Consider the following 20,373-nt stretch of genomic DNA (forward strand, 5'->3'; position numbering starts at 1 on the left):
CTCCCCCGCCGCCCGGCTACCGCCCGCCCAGACAGCAGGCGGCTCCGCGCCCCGCGGGGGTGAATCCCGCGCCGGCGCCGCAGATGAAGCTGGTGCGCCGCCCCAGTGTGGCAAAATACTATATTACCGGGGTTACGGCGCTGCTCTACGCGCTGATGCTCCCCATGAACGAGCCCGCGCATTTCGCGGTGTTCGCCATTGTGGAGGTGCTGATTTTCCTGCTTTCCGGGCTGGTTTTCAAGGGCAAAAAGGAGTTTGTGCCCGCAGAGGCGGAAAAGCCCAAGGAAAAGCCGAAGGAGGAGCCCAAAAAGGAAGAGGAAAAACCCTCCCGCACTGGCAACCCGGAGGTGGATAAAATCATCGACGAGGGGAACGGCTACCTGAAGAAGCTGCGCGCCGCCAACGACGCCATTCCCGACGAGGCCCTTTCCGACTGTATCGACAGGATGGAGCGGGCTTCCTCTGACATCTTCAAGTTTATTGCGGAGAACCCGGCGAAAGCGCCGCAGATCCGGAAATTCATGAACTATTACCTGCCCACCACGCTGAAGCTGCTGGGCAGCTACCAGCGCCTTGCCAGCCAGTCGGTGAAGGGGGAGACCATCACCTCCACCATGTTCAACATCGCCGGGATGATGCACACGGTGGCCGACGCCTTTGAAAAACAGCTGGACTCCCTGTTCGGCGACGAGGCTATGGATATCTCCGCGGACATCACCGTATTCGAAACCCTTTTAAAGCAGGAGGGGTTTGTGGAGGACAAAAAGGAAGAAGGCTGAAGCAGGGGAGAGCCCGCGGCCCGTTAAAAGGGTATTTGCCGGGATTTTTACAGGAAAGAATTCGGTTACCGCCGTTACCGTTATTATGAAAAGGAAGGGAAGATCACCATGGATGAAATTAAATTGACACTGGACGCGGAACCCCCCAGGGTTCCCGCGCTCACGCTGGAGGGCGCCCAAGCGCCCAGCCTCACCCTCGCGCCGGAGGAAAAGCCGGAGGAGAAGGCGGAGCCTGTGGTGCTGGACGAGAGCATCCTCTCGCCGGAAGAGCAGAAGGTGGTCAACGAGTTTGCCGACAAGATCGACCTTACGAACAGCACCATGGTGATGCAGTACGGCGCCGCCGCCCAGAAGAAGATCGCCTCCTTTTCCGACAGCGCTCTGGACAAGGTGAAGACCAAGGACCTGGGCGAGGTGGGGGAGGATATTTCCAACCTGGTGGTGGAGCTGAAGGGCTTCGACATCGACGAAGAGGAGAAGAAGGGCTTCTTCGGCTTCTTTAAAAATACCAGCAACAAGATTACCGCCATGAAGGCCCGGTATGACAGCGCGGAGGTCAACGTAAACAAGATCGCCGCAGCGCTGGAAGCGCACCAGGTGCAGCTGATGAAGGACGTGGTGATGCTGGATAAGCTTTATGAGATGAACCTGAACTATCACAAAGAGCTTTCCATGTACATCATCGCGGGCAAGAAAAAGCTGCAGCAGGAGCGGGCCACCACCCTCAAAGAGCTGCAGGATAAGGCGCGCCAGACCGGCCTTGCGGAGGATGCCCAGGCGGCCAACGACTTTGCCCAGCAGTGCGATGGCTTTGAAAAGAAGCTGCACGACCTGGAGCTGACCCGCATGGTGAGCGTGCAGATGTCGCCCCAGATCCGCCTGGTGCAGAACAACGACAAGATCATGTCGGACAAGATACAGTCCACCCTGGTGAACACCATCCCCCTCTGGAAGAGCCAGATGGTGCTGGCCCTGGGCGTGGCCCATTCCGAGCAGGCGGTGCGCGCCCAGAGGGAGGTCTCCGACATGACCAACGCCCTGCTGCGCAAGAATGCGGAAAAGCTGAAGATGAGCACCATCGAGACCGCGAAGGAATCCGAGCGGGGCGTGGTGGATATGGAGACCCTGCGCATCACCAACCAGTCGTTGATTCAGACCTTGGACGAGGTGGTCAGGATTCAGGACGAGGGCCGCAGCAAGCGCCGTGCCGCGGAGCAGGAGATCGGCCGCTTGGAGGGCGAACTCAAGCAGAAGCTGCTGGACATCCATACCTGACGGCCCGTGCGGGCTTGGGATGAGCCGGGGACAGGGGACTTGTTTTCCGGGAACCGGAAGAAAGGAACGCGTTTATGAAACAGAAAAGAATCGCCGCGGCGGTGGTGATGGTGTGCATGGTGCTGCTGGCTTTGCCGCTGGGAGTGAACCGTTCCCTCACAAAGCTGCGGGAAGAGGCGGAAAATTCCTATTATTATGACAGCACGGGGTTTGCCGTCTATTCCGGTATCGATGCCAGGGAAGACGCGGCCAGCAACATGCTCACCGTGGCGAAGCGGTATACGGAGGAGAATGAAAAGCTGGAACCTCTGATCAACGAGCTGGACAGGGCGATCAAGGTTTCCCAAAACACCACCTACGGGGATTTTGGGGAGGAGGCCGAGGCCAACCTGCGTCTGGGAGACGCCGCCCAGGTACTTTTTGAGGAGCTGGAGAAGACCCAGCTCTCTGAAACAGACAAAAAGTACCCCGGCCAGCTGATGGCGCAGATGAAGTCCCAGCAGGACATGATTGTGCGCAGCAGCTATAACGACGACGCCAGGGCTTTCAATGAGAGGCTGGAACGGTTTCCCGTGAACTTCTTAAAGTATGCGGCATTTGTGAAACCGCTGGGTGTTTTTGAGGAAAATTGACCGGCTTCCCCCTTCCGGCAGGCGCCGGAGGGGGGAAAACTTTGGAAAGGGGGCCAACCCTATGAAGCATAGCACAAAGTACCTTAGGAGGCTGGCATCGCTGTGCTGTACGGCGGTGCTGTTCCTGTTTTCAGCCGCTGTGCCCGCTCTGGCTGCCGTGCCGGAGCGGCCGGCCAACCTGTATGTGCTGGACAGCGCCGGCGTGCTCTCGGAGGAGACGGAGAAAAAGATCGTTTCCGCCAATGAGAAGCTGTTCCGGGAGACCGGAGCGGAGATCGTGGTGGTGGCGGTGGATTTCCTGGATGGCGAGACGCTGGAGGATTACGTCTACTCGATCTTTAACAGCTGGGGGATCGGTTCCTCCCAGAGAAACAACGGCCTGCTTCTGGTGATGGCCATTGCGGAGGACGATTACATGGCCCAGTCGGGCTACGGCATTGTGGATTATTTCAGCGGCAGCAAGCTCAAGGGCATGCTGGACGAGTATCTGGAAACGGATTTTGCCGCCGGGAATTACGACGAGGGCGCTTTGAAATTTTTTGAAGCGGCGGTTTCCGAAATGAATTCCTATTACCGGACCCACACCGACGAATATACGGACCAGGGGACCGGCTTTGAAAACGGCGGCGTGGTGGACCGTCCCTACTACGAATCCCAGGGGAGCGGAAACGGTTCCTCTTCCGGCATCGGCTTTGTATTTTCCCGTGTTTTCTCTGTTCTGTTCCGCGTTGTGATCATTGTGCTGGTGGTGGTGGTCTTTATCGTGATTCTGCGGGCGCTGGGCGGACGGGGCGGAAGAGGCGGCGGCTCCGGAGGCGGAGGCGGCGGGTTCTGGACCGGTATGTTCCTGGGGAACATGGTGGGGAACCGCCGCAGCCGCTGGCGCGGGCCTCCGCCCGCGGCGGCGGCTTCACCCGCGGCGGAGGTTCCCGCGGCGGCGGCGCAGGACGCAGGTAAGGAAGGACGCTCCGTATTCTGCCGCTGGGGTGTGAGCAGGGAGTTTTCCACCTCATCCAGCAGATTCCGCAGGAATCTGTTCGCCTTCTCCCCTCAAGGGGAAGGCGAAGGACGTTCCACCTCATCCGTCACGGCGCAGCCGTGACACCTTCCCCTCAAGGGGAAGGCTAAGGGCGCCTTTCTCCAGCCCGGAAGCAAAAGATACTCGAACGAAGTGAGAGCATCTTTTGCTGGAGGGCTGGAGCATAAGGTTCTTTGCCAAGCTTTCTGCGAAAGAAAGCGGAAGGAGGAAGAGATGAAGAAATATTTTTTGTTTGACCTGGACGGGACCCTGACGGATACGGGGGAGGGGATTCTCAAGAGCGTGCAGTATGCGCTGGACGCTTATGGAATCCATGGGGAGCCGGAGGAAAAGCTCCGGCGGTTCGTGGGGCCGCCCCTGCACCAGTCCTTTATGGAATACTACGGCTTTCCGGAAGAGCAGGCGTTTGAAGCGGTGGAGAAATACCGGGAACGCTATCGGGAAAAGGGCGTGTTTGAAAATTCTCTGTACCCAGGTATGGAGCGGCTGCTGCCCGCTTTGGCCCAGAGGGCAACCCTCTGCGTGGCCACCTCCAAGCCGCTGGTGTTCGCCTCCCAGATTCTGAAGATGCGCGGAGTGGACGGCTGCTTCACGGTTACGGTAGGGGCGAACCTGGACGGCACCATGACGGATAAGGCCGAGGTGATCGGAGAGGTGCTGCGGCGGCTGGGCAGTCCGGAGCCGACGGAAGCGGTCATGGTGGGAGACCGGAAGCACGACATCCTGGGGGCCAAGGCCTGCGGGCTGGAGAGTATCGGCGTGGAATACGGCTTCGCCGAGACGGGTGAACTGCGGCAGGCCGGGGCAGAGTATGTGGTCCCCACAGTGGACGCCCTGGAAGAGCTTTGTCTGAGGCTGGTGTAGATGCCGGCAGACCTGTTCCGGAGGAAGGTTGGGGGCGCGATACGCTGCAGCAGCGGCGGAAGATCGTTTTTAGATGCCGTACCCGTTTTCGTAAAAAGGCCCTGACGCAGGAAAAGACTGTGTCAGGGCTTTCTGTCTGCTGTGCGCTTTTACAAAACCTGTTCAAGCTGAATTCTGACTTTATTTTTTGGGGAATTCGTTCTTTATGTCACTGATACCGGCGATATAATTTAAGTCTACGTTATAGAATTTTGCCAGAGCGATCAGACAGTCAAGAGGAATCCGAACTTTTCCCTTTTCATAATCAGAGTAGGTCGTTTGCGCCACATGAATCCCGTGGGCAACCTCAGTCTGATTCAGGTCCTCATCTTCCCGCAGCGCTTTCATACGCTCCATCCATGTCATTTCTCTCACCTCTATCAGCATCTTATCTGATCGCAGTATTTTAGATTGACTTTTAACGGTGTTTCCGTTAAAATTAATTTAAATGGAAACGGGAAGAACAGATATGCAGGGGGTTGGTTTGAGAAAGAACTAAAACCAAAGCAGAACCCGGGCAAATAGGAGGACGAACCATGATGCGTTCCCTTTGAGGGGGACGCCCTTAACCGGGAGCCGGACTTCAAGGACTGGCTCCCGGTGGTTAATATTTCATACAGGGAGGCGAAATGTGATGCAGAGTAATCAGAAAAAAATCCTGATCGTGGTGGACATGCAGAACGATTTTATCACCGGGGCGCTGGGGTCGGAGGAGGCCCGGGCCATTGTGCCCAAGGTCTGTGAGAAGATCAAGGCATTTGACGGTGAAACGCTCTTTACCCGGGATACCCACGGGCCGGAGTATCCGGAGACCCAGGAGGGGAAAAACCTGCCGGTGTCCCACTGTGTCAAGGGAACCTGGGGCTGGGAGCTGGAACCCCATATCGAGGCGCTGCGCGGTTCCGCCCCCATTGACAAGCCCGCTTTCGGCTCTGTGAGCCTGGCGGAGGCGCTGAGAGACAGGGAACGGTGCGGCGGCCTGGAAGAAATCGTGCTGGTGGGGCTGTGCACCGATATCTGCGTCATCTCCAACGCCGTTTTGCTGAAGGCCTTTCTGCCGGAGACCCGGATTACGGTGGACGCCGCATGCTGCGCGGGGGTGACGCCGGAAAGCCACAGAACCGCCCTGGAAGCCATGAGGGCCTGTCAGATCCGGGTGGAAGAGGCGGAATGCTGAGGCTGCGGACGGGAGAGACTGCGATAGAATAAAGAGAGTGCTGACCGTGTTGAACTGAACCGGAGGTTTTTGACGCCAGCCAAACTTTTCGTAAATGGGGGGAGTTCCATGAAGCCGGATCAGGAGAGGCCGGAGGAATATAAAATGCGGCTGGAAATCGCCCTGAAGGCCGCAAAAATCTGTGTTTTTGAAGTGGATATCCCCCGGCAGGCCTATATCTATTTTTTCAACGCATGGGATATTTTTCACGTATCCGATGAAAAAATACTGAAGGATGTTTCCGAATTTGCGTGCTTGAATCCGGAGGATTATCAAAAGGCGATTTCTGACTATTTTTCCCACCCAGGCGACCAAGAAGCGATCGATGAGGCGTTTCGGAACATCTACAGCGGCCTTCCTGCCTCGTATGAGGCGCGGATGAGGGCGGGGGGATCCTCATATCGCTGGTGCAGGATTGACGCGACCCCGGTACTGCAGGACGGCGTTCCCGTCAGGATGATCGGAGTGATTACCGATATCGACAAGCTCAAGCAGGAAACCTTTGCCTTGGAAAAAGCTGTCATGCTGGACAGCTTTACCGGACTTTACAACAAGAAAAGGTTTATAGAATTGTCTGAACGGATATTGACGGAGCATCAGGATCAGAGCCATGCGCTGCTTCTGCTGGACATAGATAATTTTAAGCAGATCAATGATACTCTCGGCCACCAGGTAGGGGATCAAGTCCTCCGGCTGGTTTCAGAAATGCTGAGGGAGGCTTTCCAGGAGAGGGATATCGTCGGGAGGTTCGGCGGCGATGAATTTGTGGTTTTGTGCAGGAATCTGACAAATTGGGAATGGCTGGTTCAAAAGCTGGAAGCCATTCTTTGCTGCGGAGAGGTTAGGGGAATCGTCTGCACCAACAGTGTGGGGATCGCGCTCTTTCCCGGGGACGCGGCGAATTTTTATCAGCTGCTGGAAAATGCGGATGTAGCCTTGTATCAATCAAAGCAGCGCAAGCGCGCCTATACGTTCTATACCAAGGAATAGCACCGGCTTTCCCGCCCTTCGGCAGCAGGCGCGCCGGGAGGAGAAATCAGCTCGGCAGGAGATGGAACGGATTCTTTGGAAAGGCTTCCTTTTTTTATAAAAAATGATACAATGGCAGAAAGACAATCCCCTCTGCCGGAGAGAGGTCCGAGGGGAGGCTTTCCCGGAGAAAGGAAGAGGATTGCGTTGAAAAAGAAGCTGTTTTCCCTGCTGCTGGCCGTTGTAATGGTGGTTTCTGCGGCCCCTGCCGCCCTGGCGGCCACGCCGTTCCGCGATTTGGAACAGGACGCCTGGTACATTCCGGCGGTGGACTACGTCTATGAAGAAGGACTGTTTGGCGGAGTGTCCGCTACGGAATTTGCCCCCAACCAGCCCATGACCCGGGCCATGTTCGTCAAGGTGCTGGCCAACAACACCGCGAATTTTACCCCCTATGACGGCAGTACGCCCTTTACCGACGTGCGCCCCGGGGACTGGTACTGCGACGCGGTGAACTGGGCCTATCAGAACGTGATCGTCAACGGCGTCAGCGAAACCAGGTTCGACCCCGGCGCCAACGTCACCCGGGAGCAGATGGTGACCATGCTCTATAAGTACGCCGTCGGCATCGGGGCAGACACCACAATCGACAGCGACAGGTGGAAGCAGTATCGGGATTTTTCCGCTGTCTCCGGCTACGCCAGGACGCCCATGCGCTGGGCGCTGGGAAAGGGGATCATCAACGGTGTGACCGCTGATACCCTGAAGCCCAAAGCAAACGCCCTGCGGTGCGAGGTGGCGAGGATGTTCCAGAACGCCGCCTTTCTGCTGCCGCCCGGAAGCAGCACGGTATCGCCGGAGAGCAAGCCGGACCCGGCCCTGCCCATGGTCAGGGCGCTGCGCCTGAGTCACCGGCAGCTGCGGGCCTGGGGCGCTGTGGAAACGGACAGTATGTCCGGCGACTATCAGTCCATGGTGGTCAGGTACAAGCTCTTCCCGGAGCTGGATTTTTACCTGCCCTATACCACCCTGGACGACAGCTCCATGCCGGAGGCGGTGGTGGGTACCCTGGACCAGGTGTTCCCCCGCATTGTGGGGAGGTCTGTGGGCACGGCGGCAAACTATCTGGGAGGGAACTTTTCCCTGTTATATCACCCGTTTCCCGATTACCCTCAGGAGGGCTGGTATGAGGTGGCGTACAGAACGGAAAACTGCCGGTTCTACATCAGCATGATGAAGCCGGACCGGTTCTCCGCCTCCGACATCATCGAAATTCAGCCCCTGAAGCCCCTGACGCCCTCTGTGCCGGAAAGCGGACCCGCCCGGATCCAGGACTATCTGGACTGCCTGGACCTGACGCTGTATGAGGCGATGCAGAAATATGGCGTGACGCCGGACGATTCCTATTACGCCTATATGGGGGACAGGATCGCCTTTGAATCCCTGCCCGGGGCGAATTATACCTGCCCGAACCTGAGGGCCAGCAAGTATTCCCGGAACTATGCCTACCTGGATGAACCCCTCTCCGGGGTGACTGCTGCGGCAGAGCTTCTGATACCGGAGCTGGTGGGAACCCCCTATGGGGACTATGACGCGAGCCTTACCGATTACAGTGGGATTTTTCACTTCGAGCGGGACGGATATACGTATTTTGTGAAGTTCAGCCGCAATCCGGAGGAGCTGATCCCCGCCGATGCGGAGGTGTCGGTCTTTCAGAACCGCTCCTAGGCAGCCGCAGAACCAATCGCGCCTGATGCAGCGCTTACGCAAGGGAAAGGCAAGGGGAAGCGTGCAAAAAGATGTTCTCGCTTCGTTCGGCCATCTTCTGGCCCGTATTCTGCCGCCGGGGAGAGGGGACGAGGCTTTCCACGATGCCTAACTGAATAGAAAAAGAGACGTTTCGGAGAAATTTTCACCCGGATCGTCTCTTTTTTGTACAGCGGGGGATGGATTTGTCTTGACAAAATAATAAAATGATATTAAAATAATATCATAACAAAATCAGAAAGAGGGAATTGGCATGGAGGGCAAGGAAAAAATGGTCAACCGTTATCAGGAAAGGGAGGCAAAGGCGGCCAACGGCTTTATGATGCTGCTTGTCACAATCCTGGTGTTCGCGGCGGCGGTATGCGGCATTGTGTTCGGGGCGATTCAGCTGGATGAGTACGGCAGCGGCCTGGGCGCGTTCCTGCTGGCGCTGGGCGTGGTGTGCATCCCCCTGGGGTGCATCCTGTGCCCCGGCTTCAAGGTGCTCAATCCCAACGAGGCGGTGGTGCTGACCCTGTTCGGCAAGTACTACGGCACCATCAAGCGGGACGGCTTCTTCTGGACCAATCCCTTCTGCGCCTGCATCAACCCGGGCTCGGAGCGCACGGTGACCACCATGGGAGCAAACGGCATGAATATCTCCTTCGGCGGCACACGGAAAATCTCGCTCAAAACCATGACGCTGAACAATGAAAAGCAGACGGTCAACGACGAGCGGGGCAACCCCATCATCATCGGCACCATCGTCATCTGGCGGGTGGTGGACACCACTAAGGCGGTGTTCAACGTGCAGAATTACCGCACGTTCCTCTCCACCCAGTGCGATTCCGCCACCCGGAACATCAGCCGCCAGTACCCCTACGACCTGATGGAGGAGGGCAGCAGCGATGAAAAGACCCTGCGCGGCAGCAGCCAGGAAATCGCCGACATGATGAAGCAGGACCTGCAGGAGCGGGTTTCCATTGCAGGGCTGGAAATTTTGGAGGTGCGCATCACCCATCTGTCCTACGCGTCGGAAATCGCCGCGGCCATGCTGCAGCGCCAGCAGGCCGAGGCCGTGGTAGTTGCCAGGAAGAAGATCGTGGAGGGCGCCGTGGGCATGGTGGAAATGGCCCTGGAGCAGCTGAGCCAGGATGAGGTAGTGCAGCTGGACGACGAGCGTAAGGCGGCGATGGTCAGCAACCTGCTGGTGGTGCTGTGCGGCAACAAGGACGCCCAGCCAATCGTCAACAGCGGCTCAATCTATTGACAGGGGCGTGGTCCTATGGAGCAAAAGGACAAGGATAAAAAGCAGATTCTGCTGCGGATTTCCCCCAGCCTCTGGCAGGAACTGGCAGCTTGGGCGGAGGACGATTTTCGCTCCATCAACGGGCAGATTGAATACCTTCTGACCGAATGCGTCCGGAAGCGGAAGAAGGGAAAAGAGCAGACGCCGGATTCCAACCGGTAGCTGTTTGAGAAGAATAGGGACAGGCGGGATTTCTGAAAAAGGCAGGAACGCCCTTTTCAGGAATCCGGCGTCTGACGGCAGGGTGCGAAAACGCTCCGCAGGCCGGCTTCACCGCCGGCTTACGGAGCGTTTGTTTTTTTATGTACAGCCCGGGGCAAGGGGCTGGGACGCCGCCCCGGCTATTTCCCGGCAGGTTCCGGCCGTTTCCTTTTTACGGCCTCCAAGCCCAAGCGGATCAGCTCTACCGTTGCCTCGGAACGGGTTTGAAACTATACTTTTTGATTATCTCTTTAGCACTTCGGGCAGTAAAGCGGAAAGTTTTTAAGTTCTGTATCTGCCCGTATCTGTAACCTTGTTTTACTTCCGCAAACAGAGGGGACAGCGTACCCATTTTATTTCCTGTATTAGAATATTACCTTTCTGTAATTAAATTTGACGTGCATATTTTCATATGGTTATTCACCGTTAGAACACCCCAAGTTTTTTTGTTGGCAGGTGAAGCAGGTGGTATAAAATTAGCTTCTGCAATTATATTACTTTCAATTTTCCCTAAATTGGTTATGCTATAACCGTTTTGAGAGCCAAATCCAAACATATTTCTTCCTACAAACGTTCCTGCTTTACTTTCAAAATTTCCTAATGTAGATATTGCAACAGCGTCAATCAGCTCTGGCTGCATATGTATATAACAAGCAAGCACAAGCATTTCTTTCTGCGGGTGCATGCATATATTTATGACTTGTGACGCTACGCGCTTTGCAAGGGGAATTATATTTTTCTCGTTCTTTTTCACAGAAACGCTAAAAGCAGTAGAATAATTTCCCATTGCCCCTTGTCTGTAACATTTTGTCTGATTACGAATATCGGCTGCAATAACCACCTTATTTGTATTCTCTTCCAACATCATTTTTGCAATCAGATAGTCATTTACAGTAACGCTATGTTGTTTGCATAAAGTCTGTATTTCTTCTAACTCATAATTGCAAACGGTGAAAATATCCCGTTTTATTTTGCATTTTTGAATATAGGCTCTTTCAAATACGCTATATTCCCCATATGTAACCTGCTGTTTCTCTTTTTTCCGTTTCCTATTTGCGTCGCCTACAATCAATTTACTGATAAGCGGCAAGTCGCTATTTGAGGGAAGATCGTTTAAGCCTTGAATTAAGCATTCCGGCGCAAATTGCGGCATTACCCCGTTAGCATAATGCTCTGCGAATTCCTCTGCTAGTTGTAAAAGCCCTCTGCCGTCACACAAAAGATGGTGGGCAATAAAAAATATTTGAAATTCATTTTCATTTGGATAAACCACCACTTTTAGCAGACATTCTTTCTTGACATTCCACCCACGGACAGATATTTCTTCATAATCTTGTTGCCACAAAGCAACTTCGTCCTTTACCAACACTGGAATATTCAAACAATCTTGTATTTGATAATATAATCTGCCAGTGTCCGTTTCCTCTGCAATTAAGCTTTGCAGAAACGGGTGTGCTTTTTGAAGCGTGTCTACGCTTTGTCTTAGCTGTCTTTCATCATAATTGCTTTCTATTTTTGCCATAATTCCAAAGTGCATATTAGGACACATAAAATGCGCACGTTCTGTATACACATAATTTTTAACCGATTTCATATTTTTTCTCCAATTCATTATTTTCTCGCAGAGCAATATCATTCAAAACCTTGTCCTGATGTGCTTCAATGGCTACTAAGATTAACAAAGCAGCAAATACGGCTCCTGCCAAAAACAATGAAATTGCAGAAATCCAATGCCGCCCTGCCACCCAAAATAAAATACCAATTACAAATAATACTCCAATGATTTTCATCATGATAAGTCCCGGTTCAAGCATATTTAGTTTATATTTATAGCGGTTATCATAGTACATATTCTTATGTTTCATTTGCCAAACCTCCCTTGTTTTCATTGTGATATAATTTGAAACCGGCACACGCTTCTATAAGTAACTGCCTTATTTCTTCGGGTGCAATGTTTGTTGTGTTCGTAGAAACAATCGTTGCTATACCATGCGCAAATATCCATGTTTTCACAAACACTTCCGGTTCAATCGAAACAGGAACGTGCTTTGCCAAATCGTAAAGGCTTTCAAGTCTTGTTCCACTATCTGACATACATAGAAGATGAAACAAATTTTTTTCATTTTGAGCAAGCTCCACATACTTTAGTCCCATACTTAAAAAATACGGCGTTTCTGTATCTGATGGCCGTTGCATCATGGTTTCTTGAAATAGTTTTTGCGTTTTTTTGTAAACTTCTTCCTTTAGTTCTTCCATATTGCGAAAAGCATGAAACACTGGTTGAGTAGAACATTTTAATTCACTGGCAAGCAAACGTGCGGTTACTTTTTCAAAACCATATACTTTTGTCAACTCAAATGCTTTTTCAATAATTGCTTCTTTGGGTATCTTAACTTTTGGTGGCATAATATCCTCCTTGCTATAACTAAGATATATATCAATGTTATTATATGTCGCACAAAGTTTTTTGTCAATTCCTCTGGCTGAAAATTAAAAAGGAATTCGGGAACGCCAATATTCCCCGTACCGTACGGTTTCCAGAGCCCCTGTTTGAGAAGCTGAACCGGGCGGCGGGGCGCAATGGAGTCTCTTTCAACCTGCTTGTGCTCCAATGCTGCAAATATGCCCTGGAGAACATGGAGGAAGCTCCGGAAGAAAATTAGCCCGCCGCGAAATGAATCGCGGCGGGGAAAGAGAAAGGCTTTTCTGTTTTCTTGCGGCTGGGGTGTAAGGGGGTTCTATCCCCGTATTCCGCCGCTGTGGGGTGAGTAAGACACTACACCTCATCCAGCAGTTTCCCGCAGGAAATCTGTTCCCCTCAAGGGGAAGGCTAAGGGCGGCCCGGAGGCCGAGGGCGCGAGGGACGGAGCATAAGGTTGTCAGGTTTCGGAGTCCTCTGGGGTCAACTCGATGTAGGCGGCCACCGGGATGTCTGCCGGGGAGTCTACCTGCTGAAACACCAGGAGCATGAAGTTGAAACTGGGGCCTTCCAGCTGGCTCTCCGGTACGAAGAAGCCAACCTGTACAGTTTTGGCTTCGTCTGCCCCCAAAAGGAAGTGGTTATAGTTGGTGACGCCGTCCATGTGTTCGGAGAAGTAGGAGACACCGCGGTAGAGTTTCAGAAGGGTTTCTGTGTCGGCGGCGCTTTCGTCTTGGGCCTGGACGCCCAACAGGCTGGTGATCCAATAAGTGCCCTCCTCTGCGAGCGCATCGTTGTACTGAGGTTTGGACTGGGAATCCCAACAGGAAATTGCGCCGTGCCCCTGCAGCGCCACGTCAAACAGGACAAATTTCAGGCTGGCGTCCTGGGAAAGCGTTTCGCTCACCTGGGGATCAGCCAAATCTTCCAGAGCGATGCCCGCGTCCGTAATACTGTTGTATATCCGCATGTTGTCCACAGTGATGTCGAGGGAGCCGGACTGGACGCCCTCTGTGGTGGTCAGGGTCTCGCCCAGGCCTACGGTGGGGGCTTCGCTGTATTTTATCTGTATGGCATCCCGCTCCTGGCGGGGCGGATCGTAAACTATGGGCTCGCCGTCGTCGAGCCAGGCGGATTCCTCGGAGGGATTGCCGTAGCCGCCCTCTACAGGCACGGTGAATTCCGCTACGGGGTTGTTTCTGTCCTCCCAGGCAAAAAATTTTACCACCACGGCGGTGGCGTCCTTTTCCAGGGGAAGGTAGTACTGGATTCCGAGACCGCCGTCTTGGGCATATTTCGAGAGCTGTTCCAGCGGAACGCCGTCCTCATCATACGCCAGGGCCACCACATTGTTGCTGTCTGCGTCCAGAGTAAGCTCCGTCAGTGCCGGGGTGACCTTCACCTGTTTCAGGGTGCATCCGTTTTGAGTCTCGTTGACGTCATAGGTTCTGATCAAGCTGTCATCCTGCCGCACCTGAAGGGAAAAGACCGCGGGTTTTTGGCCGAGGTCGTAAGTTTTTTCCCGGTAGCTTCCGGATTCCAATATCATCAGCTTGGGGTTTTTTCCCACCGCGGAGCGCAGGGTCACGGTGAGGGGAAAGCTGCCGCCCAGATCCTTCCCGGTCAAGTCCAAAATAGACACGCCCACAAAGGAGCCGCTTTCTGTGCGGGAAAGCCGCCCCTGAAGCGCACGGCTGGGCAGAAGCTCTGTCTCCCCGGATAGAAAGCCCAGGTCAGCGTCAATGAAGCGCACCTCTTCCGGCGCGCCGGAGGCCTGCAGCTCTATCCCAAGGATCAGGGTTTTCCCGTCGCAGTACACGCCGCTGACCCGGAACCCGTTCTGGGCCTCGCCTGTCACGGGCGCATAGTATTCCTCCGTTCCGCCCTGGGTGAGGATAGGGCTTTGATAGCTCTGCGAACCGCCGCCCTTGAGAAAAGCGACAATGTTCCCCAGGAAGGGAAGCTGCTCCGCCAGGGCGGGGTTGGCCGCGCTTACCCCAACCAGAATGCATAAGCCCGCAGCGCAGGCTGCCGCGGCGATACCCACGCTGCGGAGGGCGCGGCGCAAAGGCCGGGGTTGTGGCTTCGGCATCTCCCCTAAACTCGAGTAGGCCTCTTTGAGAGCTCTGTCCACCAGGGCGGAAGAGACCGGCGCGCCGTATTCTGCCACCACTGCTTCTCTCATTTCATCGTATTCTTTCATGAGTTAACCGCCTCCTTGCAATAGATGCTTTTAAAATGGCTGCGCCCCCGCGCCAGCCTCTGCTTGACCGCGTTTTCACTGATGCCCAGCACCCTTCCGATTTCCCGCTGGCTCATATCTTCCACATAGAAGAGGGTGAGCACCAGCCTGTCCCCGGCGCTGGTTTCCTCCAAGGCCGTGCGTACGTCCAGTATATCGTCCCAGTTGTTCTCTTTGCTTTCCTCGGGCAGAAAGTCGCTGAGCGGTACGGTTTTTCTGCGCCGCAGAATGGTATAGCAGTGATTGATAAGAATGCGTATCAGCCAGGTTTTGAAATATTTTTCCTCCCGCAGGGTGCACAGCTTTTGAAATGCCGTGAGCACCGTTTCCTGCATGGCGTCCGCTACGTCCTCTTCGTCCTTCAGGATCGCCCTGGCCGCCGCCAGCAGGGAGAGCTTGCTCTCCTCCATCAGCTGCACAAAGGCCTCCTTGTCGCCGCTTCTGGCGCGTTTTACCAACAGATTCACAGCGCATCATCTCCTTTCGTTTTCCCAAGTCATCCATTAGACGCGGCTTTACCCGGGGAGGTGCCGCCGCGGATTTAAACTTTACCGGGCATTCTTCCGCGTGGAGGACGAAAACGGGCCTGCCGCGGACAAAACCGCGGCAGGCCCGTGGGACGCTGGACTTTAGACAAAGAATAAACGGCAGGGGAGGGCTTCTCCCAAAAGATAACCTCGCCCCCCGCTCGGGCAGCTTTCCCTTGTTCTCCCCGCAGCGGCAGAATACAGGCAGAAGATGGTCAAACGAAGCGAGAGCATCTTCTTGCCGCCTCATCAGCCGCCTTGCGGAATCCGGGAGCAGGCAGGGGCCGCGGGAGTAAAGTTGAAAATTTGAAGCCGGAGCGGAGCGGCTCCGCGGCTTAAAAAAGAGGGGAAGGTTGAAAAATTTTGCGGCGGATCTGTTGGGCGGCCTGCTGGGGGGTGAGGCTGTCCACACAGATTTTTTCCGTATCCATTGCCTCGTAGAGGGGCAAACGCTCCAGGCTCCGTTCCAGGATGTCCGCCGTGCGCAGCCCGGCATCCACATCCTTCTGCAGATGCGCCCGCAGGGTCTGGGGGGAGAGGGAAAGGGTGAATTTATACACCTGCACCCCTTCCGGCGCCAGCAGGGAAAGAAGATTGTCCAGAATTTCCTGGCGGTGCATCACCCAGCAGAAAATCACGTTTTCGTAGGCGGAGCAGGCCAAAAACCGGCGGAGCAGGAACACGATGTTTTCCTGCACCATGGCCTTGGTCTCCTCTGTGACGAGAAAGGGTTCCATGTCCCAGCACCAGTCCCCGTCCAAAAATGCGCAGGGCGGCAGCAGCTTTTTCAGCTCTTGGCATACCGTGGTCTTCCCCGCGCCCATGGTTCCGTTGATGAAAATAAGACGCTTCATAACGACGATTTACAGCCCCATCCCCCCAGGGAGGGCTCCCCCTTTCGCTTGCTTTTGCCGTGTCAGAGTTCGATCCGCATGCCGTCCCCGGCGAAGCTGACCCGGTCCCCCAGGACTTCCCGAGCCAAGGCCAGCTCGCCTTCAAAATCCCGGAGGATTTCCACCCCGTGGTGAAAGAAGAGCACCCGGCCGAAAGGCACGCCGGAATGGAGCAGTTCCCGGCAGAGTTCAAAGGCCCGGTGGTGGCCTGTCTCCAGCAGCACCAGGTCTGAGCCGCCCAGATGGGGAAGCAGCTCAGAAAAATCCCGGAAATCCCCGGAATAGAGAATCTGCCTGCCCTCTGCCCGCAGCACAAAGGAAAAGCTCCTCCAGGGCTCTCCCTGCGCGGGGGTCCCCAGATGATAATTGTGGAAGGCCGAAACCGAGAGCCCGCTGCTGAGCAGCTCCCCATCCTCCACCAGATGGGGCTCCAGGGTGAAGACCGTCTCGTAATTGCCCTCGCTGCCCCGCAGCATTTTGCAGACCCCGTCGAACACATCCAGGTCCGGCAGGAACACGCGGATGGTCCTGCCCCGCAGACGCTCTTCGTTTTCCGGGGACAGGGTGCAGAGCTTCCGCAGGTTCCACAGCAGCTCCGGCAGGCCGCCGGTGTGGTCCATGTGGGTGTGGGAGATGAAAATGCTGTCGGTACGCAGCTGGTCGATTCCCAGCAGGTAAGAGGTGTAAGAGCAGTTCTCCCCCGCGTCCAGAAAATAGAGCTTTCCGCCGGTCTCCAGGGAGACGCTGGTGTGGTGGCGTCCGGGCATGGGCTCGGTGCCGGAACAGCTGCCGAGAACGTGCAGAATCATAAAAATGCCTCCGTTTTCTGATGTTGAATTTTACAAGTGACCCGGGGAGAAAAGCGGGCAGGTTTTTTCCGGGTTCAGGCCCGGAGCGTAAACCTGCGCCGCCACGCCTTGCTGCGGTAGCGCAGCAGGAAGAAAACGCTGCGGCAGGCCCAATCCGCGGCCATGCCGTACCAGACGCCCTGCAGCCCCAGGTTCAGCGCGCCGCCCAGCAGGTAGCTGAAGCCCACGCGGAACACCCACATGGACACGACGCTGACGATCATGGTGTACTTCACGTCACCGGTGGCCCGGTACACGTTGGGGAACATGAAGGCGGCGGGCCACAGGGTGGAACTGACCACCGCGGAAAACAGCAGCACCCAGCTGGCCAAGGCCCCGGTCTCTTCCGTCAGGTGGTAGAGCTGGAGGATCAGGGGAATGGCCAGGGAGAAGACCAGGTTGATGGCGATGTTGCAGAAGAATGCCAGGCGAAGCAGGCGCAGGGCGTAGTAGCGCACCTGTCTTTCCTCCCCCGCGCCGAAGCAGCGGGAGATGATGGGCACCGCCGCCGTGCCGATGGCAGCCCCGGGCAGGATCTGGAAAACCCCGATGGCGTTGCCCACGGCGTTGGCTGTGATGGCCACCGTGCCGAAGGAGGAGATCAGGCTGACCACCATGATCTTTCCGAACTGGAACATGGCGTTTTCAATGCCGTTGGGAATGCCGATGCCCAAAATACGTTTCACCGTTCCCCCTTCCAGCCGGAAGCGGAAGGGACGAGAGAAGTGGAGGGAGTATTTCTCCCGCCGCAGAAGCAGCAGCACCACCACGGCGGCCACGATCCGGGAGAGGAGGGTGGGGATGGCCGCACCCTCGATCTCCCAGCCCAGCCCGTAAATCAAAAGGGCGTTGCCGGAGATGTTCACCGCGTTCATGAGGAAGGAGATCAGCATGGGGGTGCGGGAATCCGCCATGGTGCGGAAAATGGCCGCACCGCCGTTATACAGGGCGATGAAGGGGATGGAGAACAGGGTGATGGTCAGGTAGGTATCGGCATACCCCATCACCTCCTGGGTGATGGAGCCGAACACCGTGCGCAGGATCACCCCCCGCAGGAAGAACAGGGCGGCGGTGACCACGGCGGAGATCAGGAAGATCAGCAGGATCAGCTGGTCTGAAACCCTTCTGGCCCGCTCCTCGTTTTTCGCCCCCAGGTACTGGCCCGCCACCACCGCGCCGCCGGTGGCCAAAGCGGTGAACAGCTGGATCAGCAGGATGCTCACCGAGTCCACCAGGGAGACGGCGGATACCGCCGCTTCCCCCACGCTGGAAATCATGACGGAGTCCGCCATGCCCACGAACATGGCCAGAAACTGCTCCGCCACCAGCGGCAGGATGATGCGGAAAATGTCCCTGCGGCTGAAGATCAGCCCCTCGGGCGGCTTTTTCATCGGAAACCCCTCCCCAAAGCAAAAGTTGCGTTTGAAACTGATTTTACTCTTTTTGGGGAAATCCGTCAAGAAAGGGAAAGGGCTTCGCTCCGCCCTGCGCCGGCAGCGTCTCTTCCGGCACGGTTTTCCGGTACAGGAATACTCAATAAAAAGAGGGCCGTTGTTTTCAGGCAGAATTCACAAAAATGGAAAATAGGCAAAAAAAAACTTACGTGTGAGGAAGAAATGACGTAAAATAAAGCGTCGGGGAACGGGCCTGGCCTGCATGGCCGGGGAAAAGCCGCCCGGCTTACCGCAGCCCGGAAAGGCCGCGGCGGAAACGGAACCTGAAAATGGCATGTAGATGTAAGACCAGCTGGAAACAGTGCGTGATCTATGGAAGCTGATACGCTTCGGGAATCACGCGCTGTTTTTTGTTTTGCCCGGAAAACCAGGGGCGTCTGCAGGGCCTGGAGGCGGGGAAGGCATGGGAAAGAAACGATTGCAGCCCGCCGCCGCGTCGGGTGGGTTTCCGGGAATTCATTGCAAAGGAGAAACAGAGATGAATGAGACAAAAAAACACTACCTTGCGGAGGAGCCGCTGGGAAAACTGCTTTTAAAATTTTCGGTGCCCTGCGTGCTTTCCATGCTGGTAAGCGCCCTGTACAACATTGTGGACCAGATTTTTATCGGCCAGGGGGTGGGGTATTTGGGAAACGCGGCCACCAATGTGGTATACCCCTATACGGTGGCGGCCCTGGCTCTGGCGCTGCTGGCAGGGGACGGCTGCGCAGCGCTCTTGAGCCTTTCCCTGGGAAGGGGGGAAAAGGAATCCGCCCACAGATGCGTGGGCAGCGGCATGATGCTGTGCGCGGCGGTGGGACTTGTGCTGATGGCGCTGGGCTTAGCCTTTCAGGAAGAAATCCTGACACTGTTCGGCGTGACGGAGTCCTGCCACGGCTATGCGGCGGAATATATGACGGTAATCACCCTGGGGATCCCCTTCTATGTGTTCGCCTCCGGCATGAATTCCGTCATCCGTGCAGATGGGTCGCCGGGGTATTCCATGTTTGCCACGGTGTTGGGGGCCGTGCTCAATTTGATTCTGGATCCGGTGGCTATCTTTGCGCTGGGGATGGGGGTGTGGGGCGCGGCTGCCGCCACCATCATCGGCCAGGCGGCCTCCTGTGCGGCCACGCTTTTCTATTTCCGCAGGCCCAAATCCTTTTCCCTGCAGAGGGCCAGCTTCCGGCCCTCCGGCCTGCTCTGCCGCAGAATCGGCCAGCTGGGGATTTCCAGCTTTATCACCCAGATTGCCATCGTGGCGGTGATGGCGGTGGCAAACAACATGATTGTGCTCTGCGGGCCGCGCTCCGTCTATGGGGCGGATATTCCCCTTTCTGTTGTGGGGATTGTCATGAAGGTGTTCGGCATTGTCATCGCCTTTTCCGTGGGGATTGCCGTGGGCGGGCAGCCCATTGTGGGCTTCAACTACGGCGCCCGCAATTTTGAGCGGGTCCGGGGGACGTACAGCCGGATCCTCTGGGCCAATTTGGCGGTGGGGAGCCTGGCGATGCTGCTGTTCGAGGCCTGCCCCCAGGCGCTTGTGTCGCTTTTCGGGAATGAAAGCCAGCTCTACAACGAGTTTGCCTGCCTCTGCTTCCGCGTTTTCCTGGGAGGAATCCTGCTGTGCTGTATCCAGAAAGCCAGCAGCATTTTCCTGCAATCCATTGGAAAGCCGGTGAAGGCGGCCGTGCTTTCTCTGTCCCGGGACGTGGTGTTCCTGCTGCCTGGAGTGGTGCTGCTGGCACGCCTGTTCGGGGTGGAGGGGATGCTTTGGGCCGCCCCTGCGGCGGATGCGCTGTCCGCCCTGCTCACCTTGCTTCTGGTGGGGGGAGAGCTGAAAAAGATGCGGGGGAACCGCGCCGGCGTGATAAGTACAGTTTGCGGATAAGCCCTTTTGGGAACAGGGGCGGAGCGCCGCTTTTCAATTTTGGAAGGGCTG

Annotated in this window: 21 protein-coding genes and 1 pseudogene; 12 read left to right on the forward strand and 10 right to left on the reverse strand. The window is 55.8% G+C overall.

Going from position 1 to position 20,373, the window contains the following annotated elements; genetic code table 11:
• From BN3911_RS01415 to BN3911_RS01435, 5 genes are all read left to right on the forward strand, one after another.
• Positions 1-779 (forward strand): 5-bromo-4-chloroindolyl phosphate hydrolysis family protein (locus BN3911_RS01415; protein ID WP_187127660.1); only part of this gene is annotated, 779 nt, incomplete at its 5' end.
• Between the two features lie 108 nt (positions 780-887).
• Entirely contained in the window at positions 888-2,054 is a 1,167-nt protein-coding gene (locus tag BN3911_RS01420; RefSeq protein WP_066860316.1) for a toxic anion resistance protein, read from the forward strand.
• A 74-nt stretch (positions 2,055-2,128) separates the two neighbouring features.
• Positions 2,129-2,686 (forward strand): LemA family protein, encoded by a 558-nt coding sequence (locus BN3911_RS01425; protein WP_066860319.1) that lies wholly within the window; start codon positions 2,129-2,131, stop codon positions 2,684-2,686.
• A gap of 61 nt (positions 2,687-2,747) precedes the next feature.
• Positions 2,748-3,788, forward strand: coding sequence for a TPM domain-containing protein (locus tag BN3911_RS01430; RefSeq protein ID WP_066860322.1), 1,041 nt, complete (start codon positions 2,748-2,750; stop codon positions 3,786-3,788).
• A 150-nt stretch (positions 3,789-3,938) separates the two neighbouring features.
• The gene (locus tag BN3911_RS01435; RefSeq protein WP_066860559.1) at positions 3,939-4,589 is read left to right on the forward strand and encodes an HAD hydrolase-like protein; all 651 of its coding nucleotides are present in this window, start codon (positions 3,939-3,941) and stop codon (positions 4,587-4,589) included.
• Between the two features lie 180 nt (positions 4,590-4,769).
• Here the strand turns inward: BN3911_RS01435 and BN3911_RS01440 are convergent, their stop codons facing one another.
• Entirely contained in the window at positions 4,770-4,994 is a 225-nt protein-coding gene (locus BN3911_RS01440; protein WP_066860325.1) for a helix-turn-helix domain-containing protein, read from the reverse strand.
• 268 nt (positions 4,995-5,262) lie between these two features.
• On the opposite strand from BN3911_RS01440, the gene BN3911_RS01445 reads away from it, so the two are divergent.
• The 5 genes from BN3911_RS01445 to BN3911_RS01465 all read left to right on the forward strand — a co-directional run bounded on the left by BN3911_RS01445 (position 5,263) and on the right by BN3911_RS01465 (position 10,030).
• Entirely contained in the window at positions 5,263-5,805 is a 543-nt protein-coding gene (locus BN3911_RS01445; protein ID WP_066860328.1) for a cysteine hydrolase family protein, read from the forward strand.
• Positions 5,806-5,913: 108 nt separating this feature from the next.
• The gene (locus BN3911_RS01450) at positions 5,914-6,834 is read left to right on the forward strand and encodes a GGDEF domain-containing protein (RefSeq protein WP_066860331.1); all 921 of its coding nucleotides are present in this window, start codon (positions 5,914-5,916) and stop codon (positions 6,832-6,834) included.
• A gap of 186 nt (positions 6,835-7,020) precedes the next feature.
• Positions 7,021-8,541 carry an S-layer homology domain-containing protein gene (locus tag BN3911_RS01455; protein ID WP_187127661.1) on the forward strand — a complete coding sequence of 507 codons (1,521 nt, stop codon included), beginning with the start codon at positions 7,021-7,023 and terminating at the stop codon, positions 8,539-8,541.
• Positions 8,542-8,833: 292 nt separating this feature from the next.
• Entirely contained in the window at positions 8,834-9,829 is a 996-nt protein-coding gene (locus BN3911_RS01460; RefSeq protein ID WP_066860337.1) for an SPFH domain-containing protein, read from the forward strand.
• Between the two features lie 15 nt (positions 9,830-9,844).
• Complete coding sequence (locus BN3911_RS01465) at positions 9,845-10,030, forward strand: type II toxin-antitoxin system antitoxin (RefSeq protein ID WP_066860340.1); 186 nt, start codon at positions 9,845-9,847, stop codon at positions 10,028-10,030.
• Between the two features lie 293 nt (positions 10,031-10,323).
• Here the strand turns inward: BN3911_RS01465 and BN3911_RS17080 are convergent.
• The 4 genes and pseudogenes from BN3911_RS17080 to BN3911_RS01480 form a co-directional block, all read right to left on the reverse strand.
• Positions 10,324-10,435, reverse strand: a pseudogene (locus tag BN3911_RS17080) (cysteine-rich KTR domain-containing protein); the annotation flags it as partial.
• A 7-nt stretch (positions 10,436-10,442) separates the two neighbouring features.
• Positions 10,443-11,663: a hypothetical protein gene (locus BN3911_RS01470; protein WP_066860343.1), complete on the reverse strand. Its 1,221-nt coding sequence runs from the start codon at positions 11,661-11,663 to the stop codon at positions 10,443-10,445.
• The gene (locus tag BN3911_RS01475; protein WP_066860345.1) at positions 11,650-11,934 is read right to left on the reverse strand and encodes a hypothetical protein; all 285 of its coding nucleotides are present in this window, start codon (positions 11,932-11,934) and stop codon (positions 11,650-11,652) included. Before BN3911_RS01475 ends, BN3911_RS01470 begins: the two co-directional genes overlap by 14 nt.
• Entirely contained in the window at positions 11,924-12,475 is a 552-nt protein-coding gene (locus tag BN3911_RS01480) for a TetR/AcrR family transcriptional regulator (protein ID WP_066860348.1), read from the reverse strand. The genes BN3911_RS01475 and BN3911_RS01480 overlap by 11 nt, the downstream gene beginning before the upstream one ends.
• A 44-nt stretch (positions 12,476-12,519) precedes the next feature.
• Between BN3911_RS01480 and BN3911_RS01485 the strand changes: the two genes are divergently transcribed.
• Positions 12,520-12,732, forward strand: coding sequence for a hypothetical protein (locus BN3911_RS01485; protein ID WP_066860351.1), 213 nt, complete (start codon positions 12,520-12,522; stop codon positions 12,730-12,732).
• Positions 12,733-12,948: 216 nt separating this feature from the next.
• Here BN3911_RS01485 and BN3911_RS01490 read toward each other — a convergent pair whose 3' ends face one another.
• The 5 genes from BN3911_RS01490 to BN3911_RS01510 all read right to left on the reverse strand — a co-directional run bounded on the left by BN3911_RS01490 (position 12,949) and on the right by BN3911_RS01510 (position 18,389).
• Positions 12,949-14,691: a DUF4179 domain-containing protein gene (locus BN3911_RS01490; RefSeq protein ID WP_066860354.1), complete on the reverse strand. Its 1,743-nt coding sequence runs from the start codon at positions 14,689-14,691 to the stop codon at positions 12,949-12,951.
• Positions 14,688-15,197, reverse strand: a complete 510-nt coding sequence (locus tag BN3911_RS01495; RefSeq protein ID WP_074039097.1) for an RNA polymerase sigma factor — start codon at positions 15,195-15,197, stop codon at positions 14,688-14,690. The genes BN3911_RS01490 and BN3911_RS01495 overlap by 4 nt, the downstream gene beginning before the upstream one ends.
• A 395-nt stretch (positions 15,198-15,592) precedes the next feature.
• A complete protein-coding gene (locus tag BN3911_RS01500; protein ID WP_066860356.1) occupies positions 15,593-16,111 on the reverse strand; it encodes an AAA family ATPase in 519 nt (172 codons plus the stop codon).
• A 62-nt stretch (positions 16,112-16,173) separates the two neighbouring features.
• Positions 16,174-16,959 carry an MBL fold metallo-hydrolase gene (locus BN3911_RS01505; RefSeq protein WP_066860359.1) on the reverse strand — a complete coding sequence of 262 codons (786 nt, stop codon included), beginning with the start codon at positions 16,957-16,959 and terminating at the stop codon, positions 16,174-16,176.
• 74 nt (positions 16,960-17,033) lie between these two features.
• On the reverse strand, positions 17,034-18,389 hold the full coding sequence (locus BN3911_RS01510) for an MATE family efflux transporter (protein WP_066860362.1): 1,356 nt from the start codon (positions 18,387-18,389) through the stop codon (positions 17,034-17,036).
• 541 nt (positions 18,390-18,930) lie between these two features.
• On the opposite strand from BN3911_RS01510, the gene BN3911_RS01520 reads away from it, so the two are divergent.
• A complete protein-coding gene (locus tag BN3911_RS01520) occupies positions 18,931-20,322 on the forward strand; it encodes an MATE family efflux transporter (protein ID WP_066860368.1) in 1,392 nt (463 codons plus the stop codon).
• Positions 20,323-20,373: the final 51 nt, after the last annotated feature.

This window comes from Neglectibacter timonensis, assembly GCF_900048895.1.
GTDB lineage: Bacteria > Bacillota > Clostridia > Oscillospirales > Acutalibacteraceae > Acutalibacter > Acutalibacter timonensis.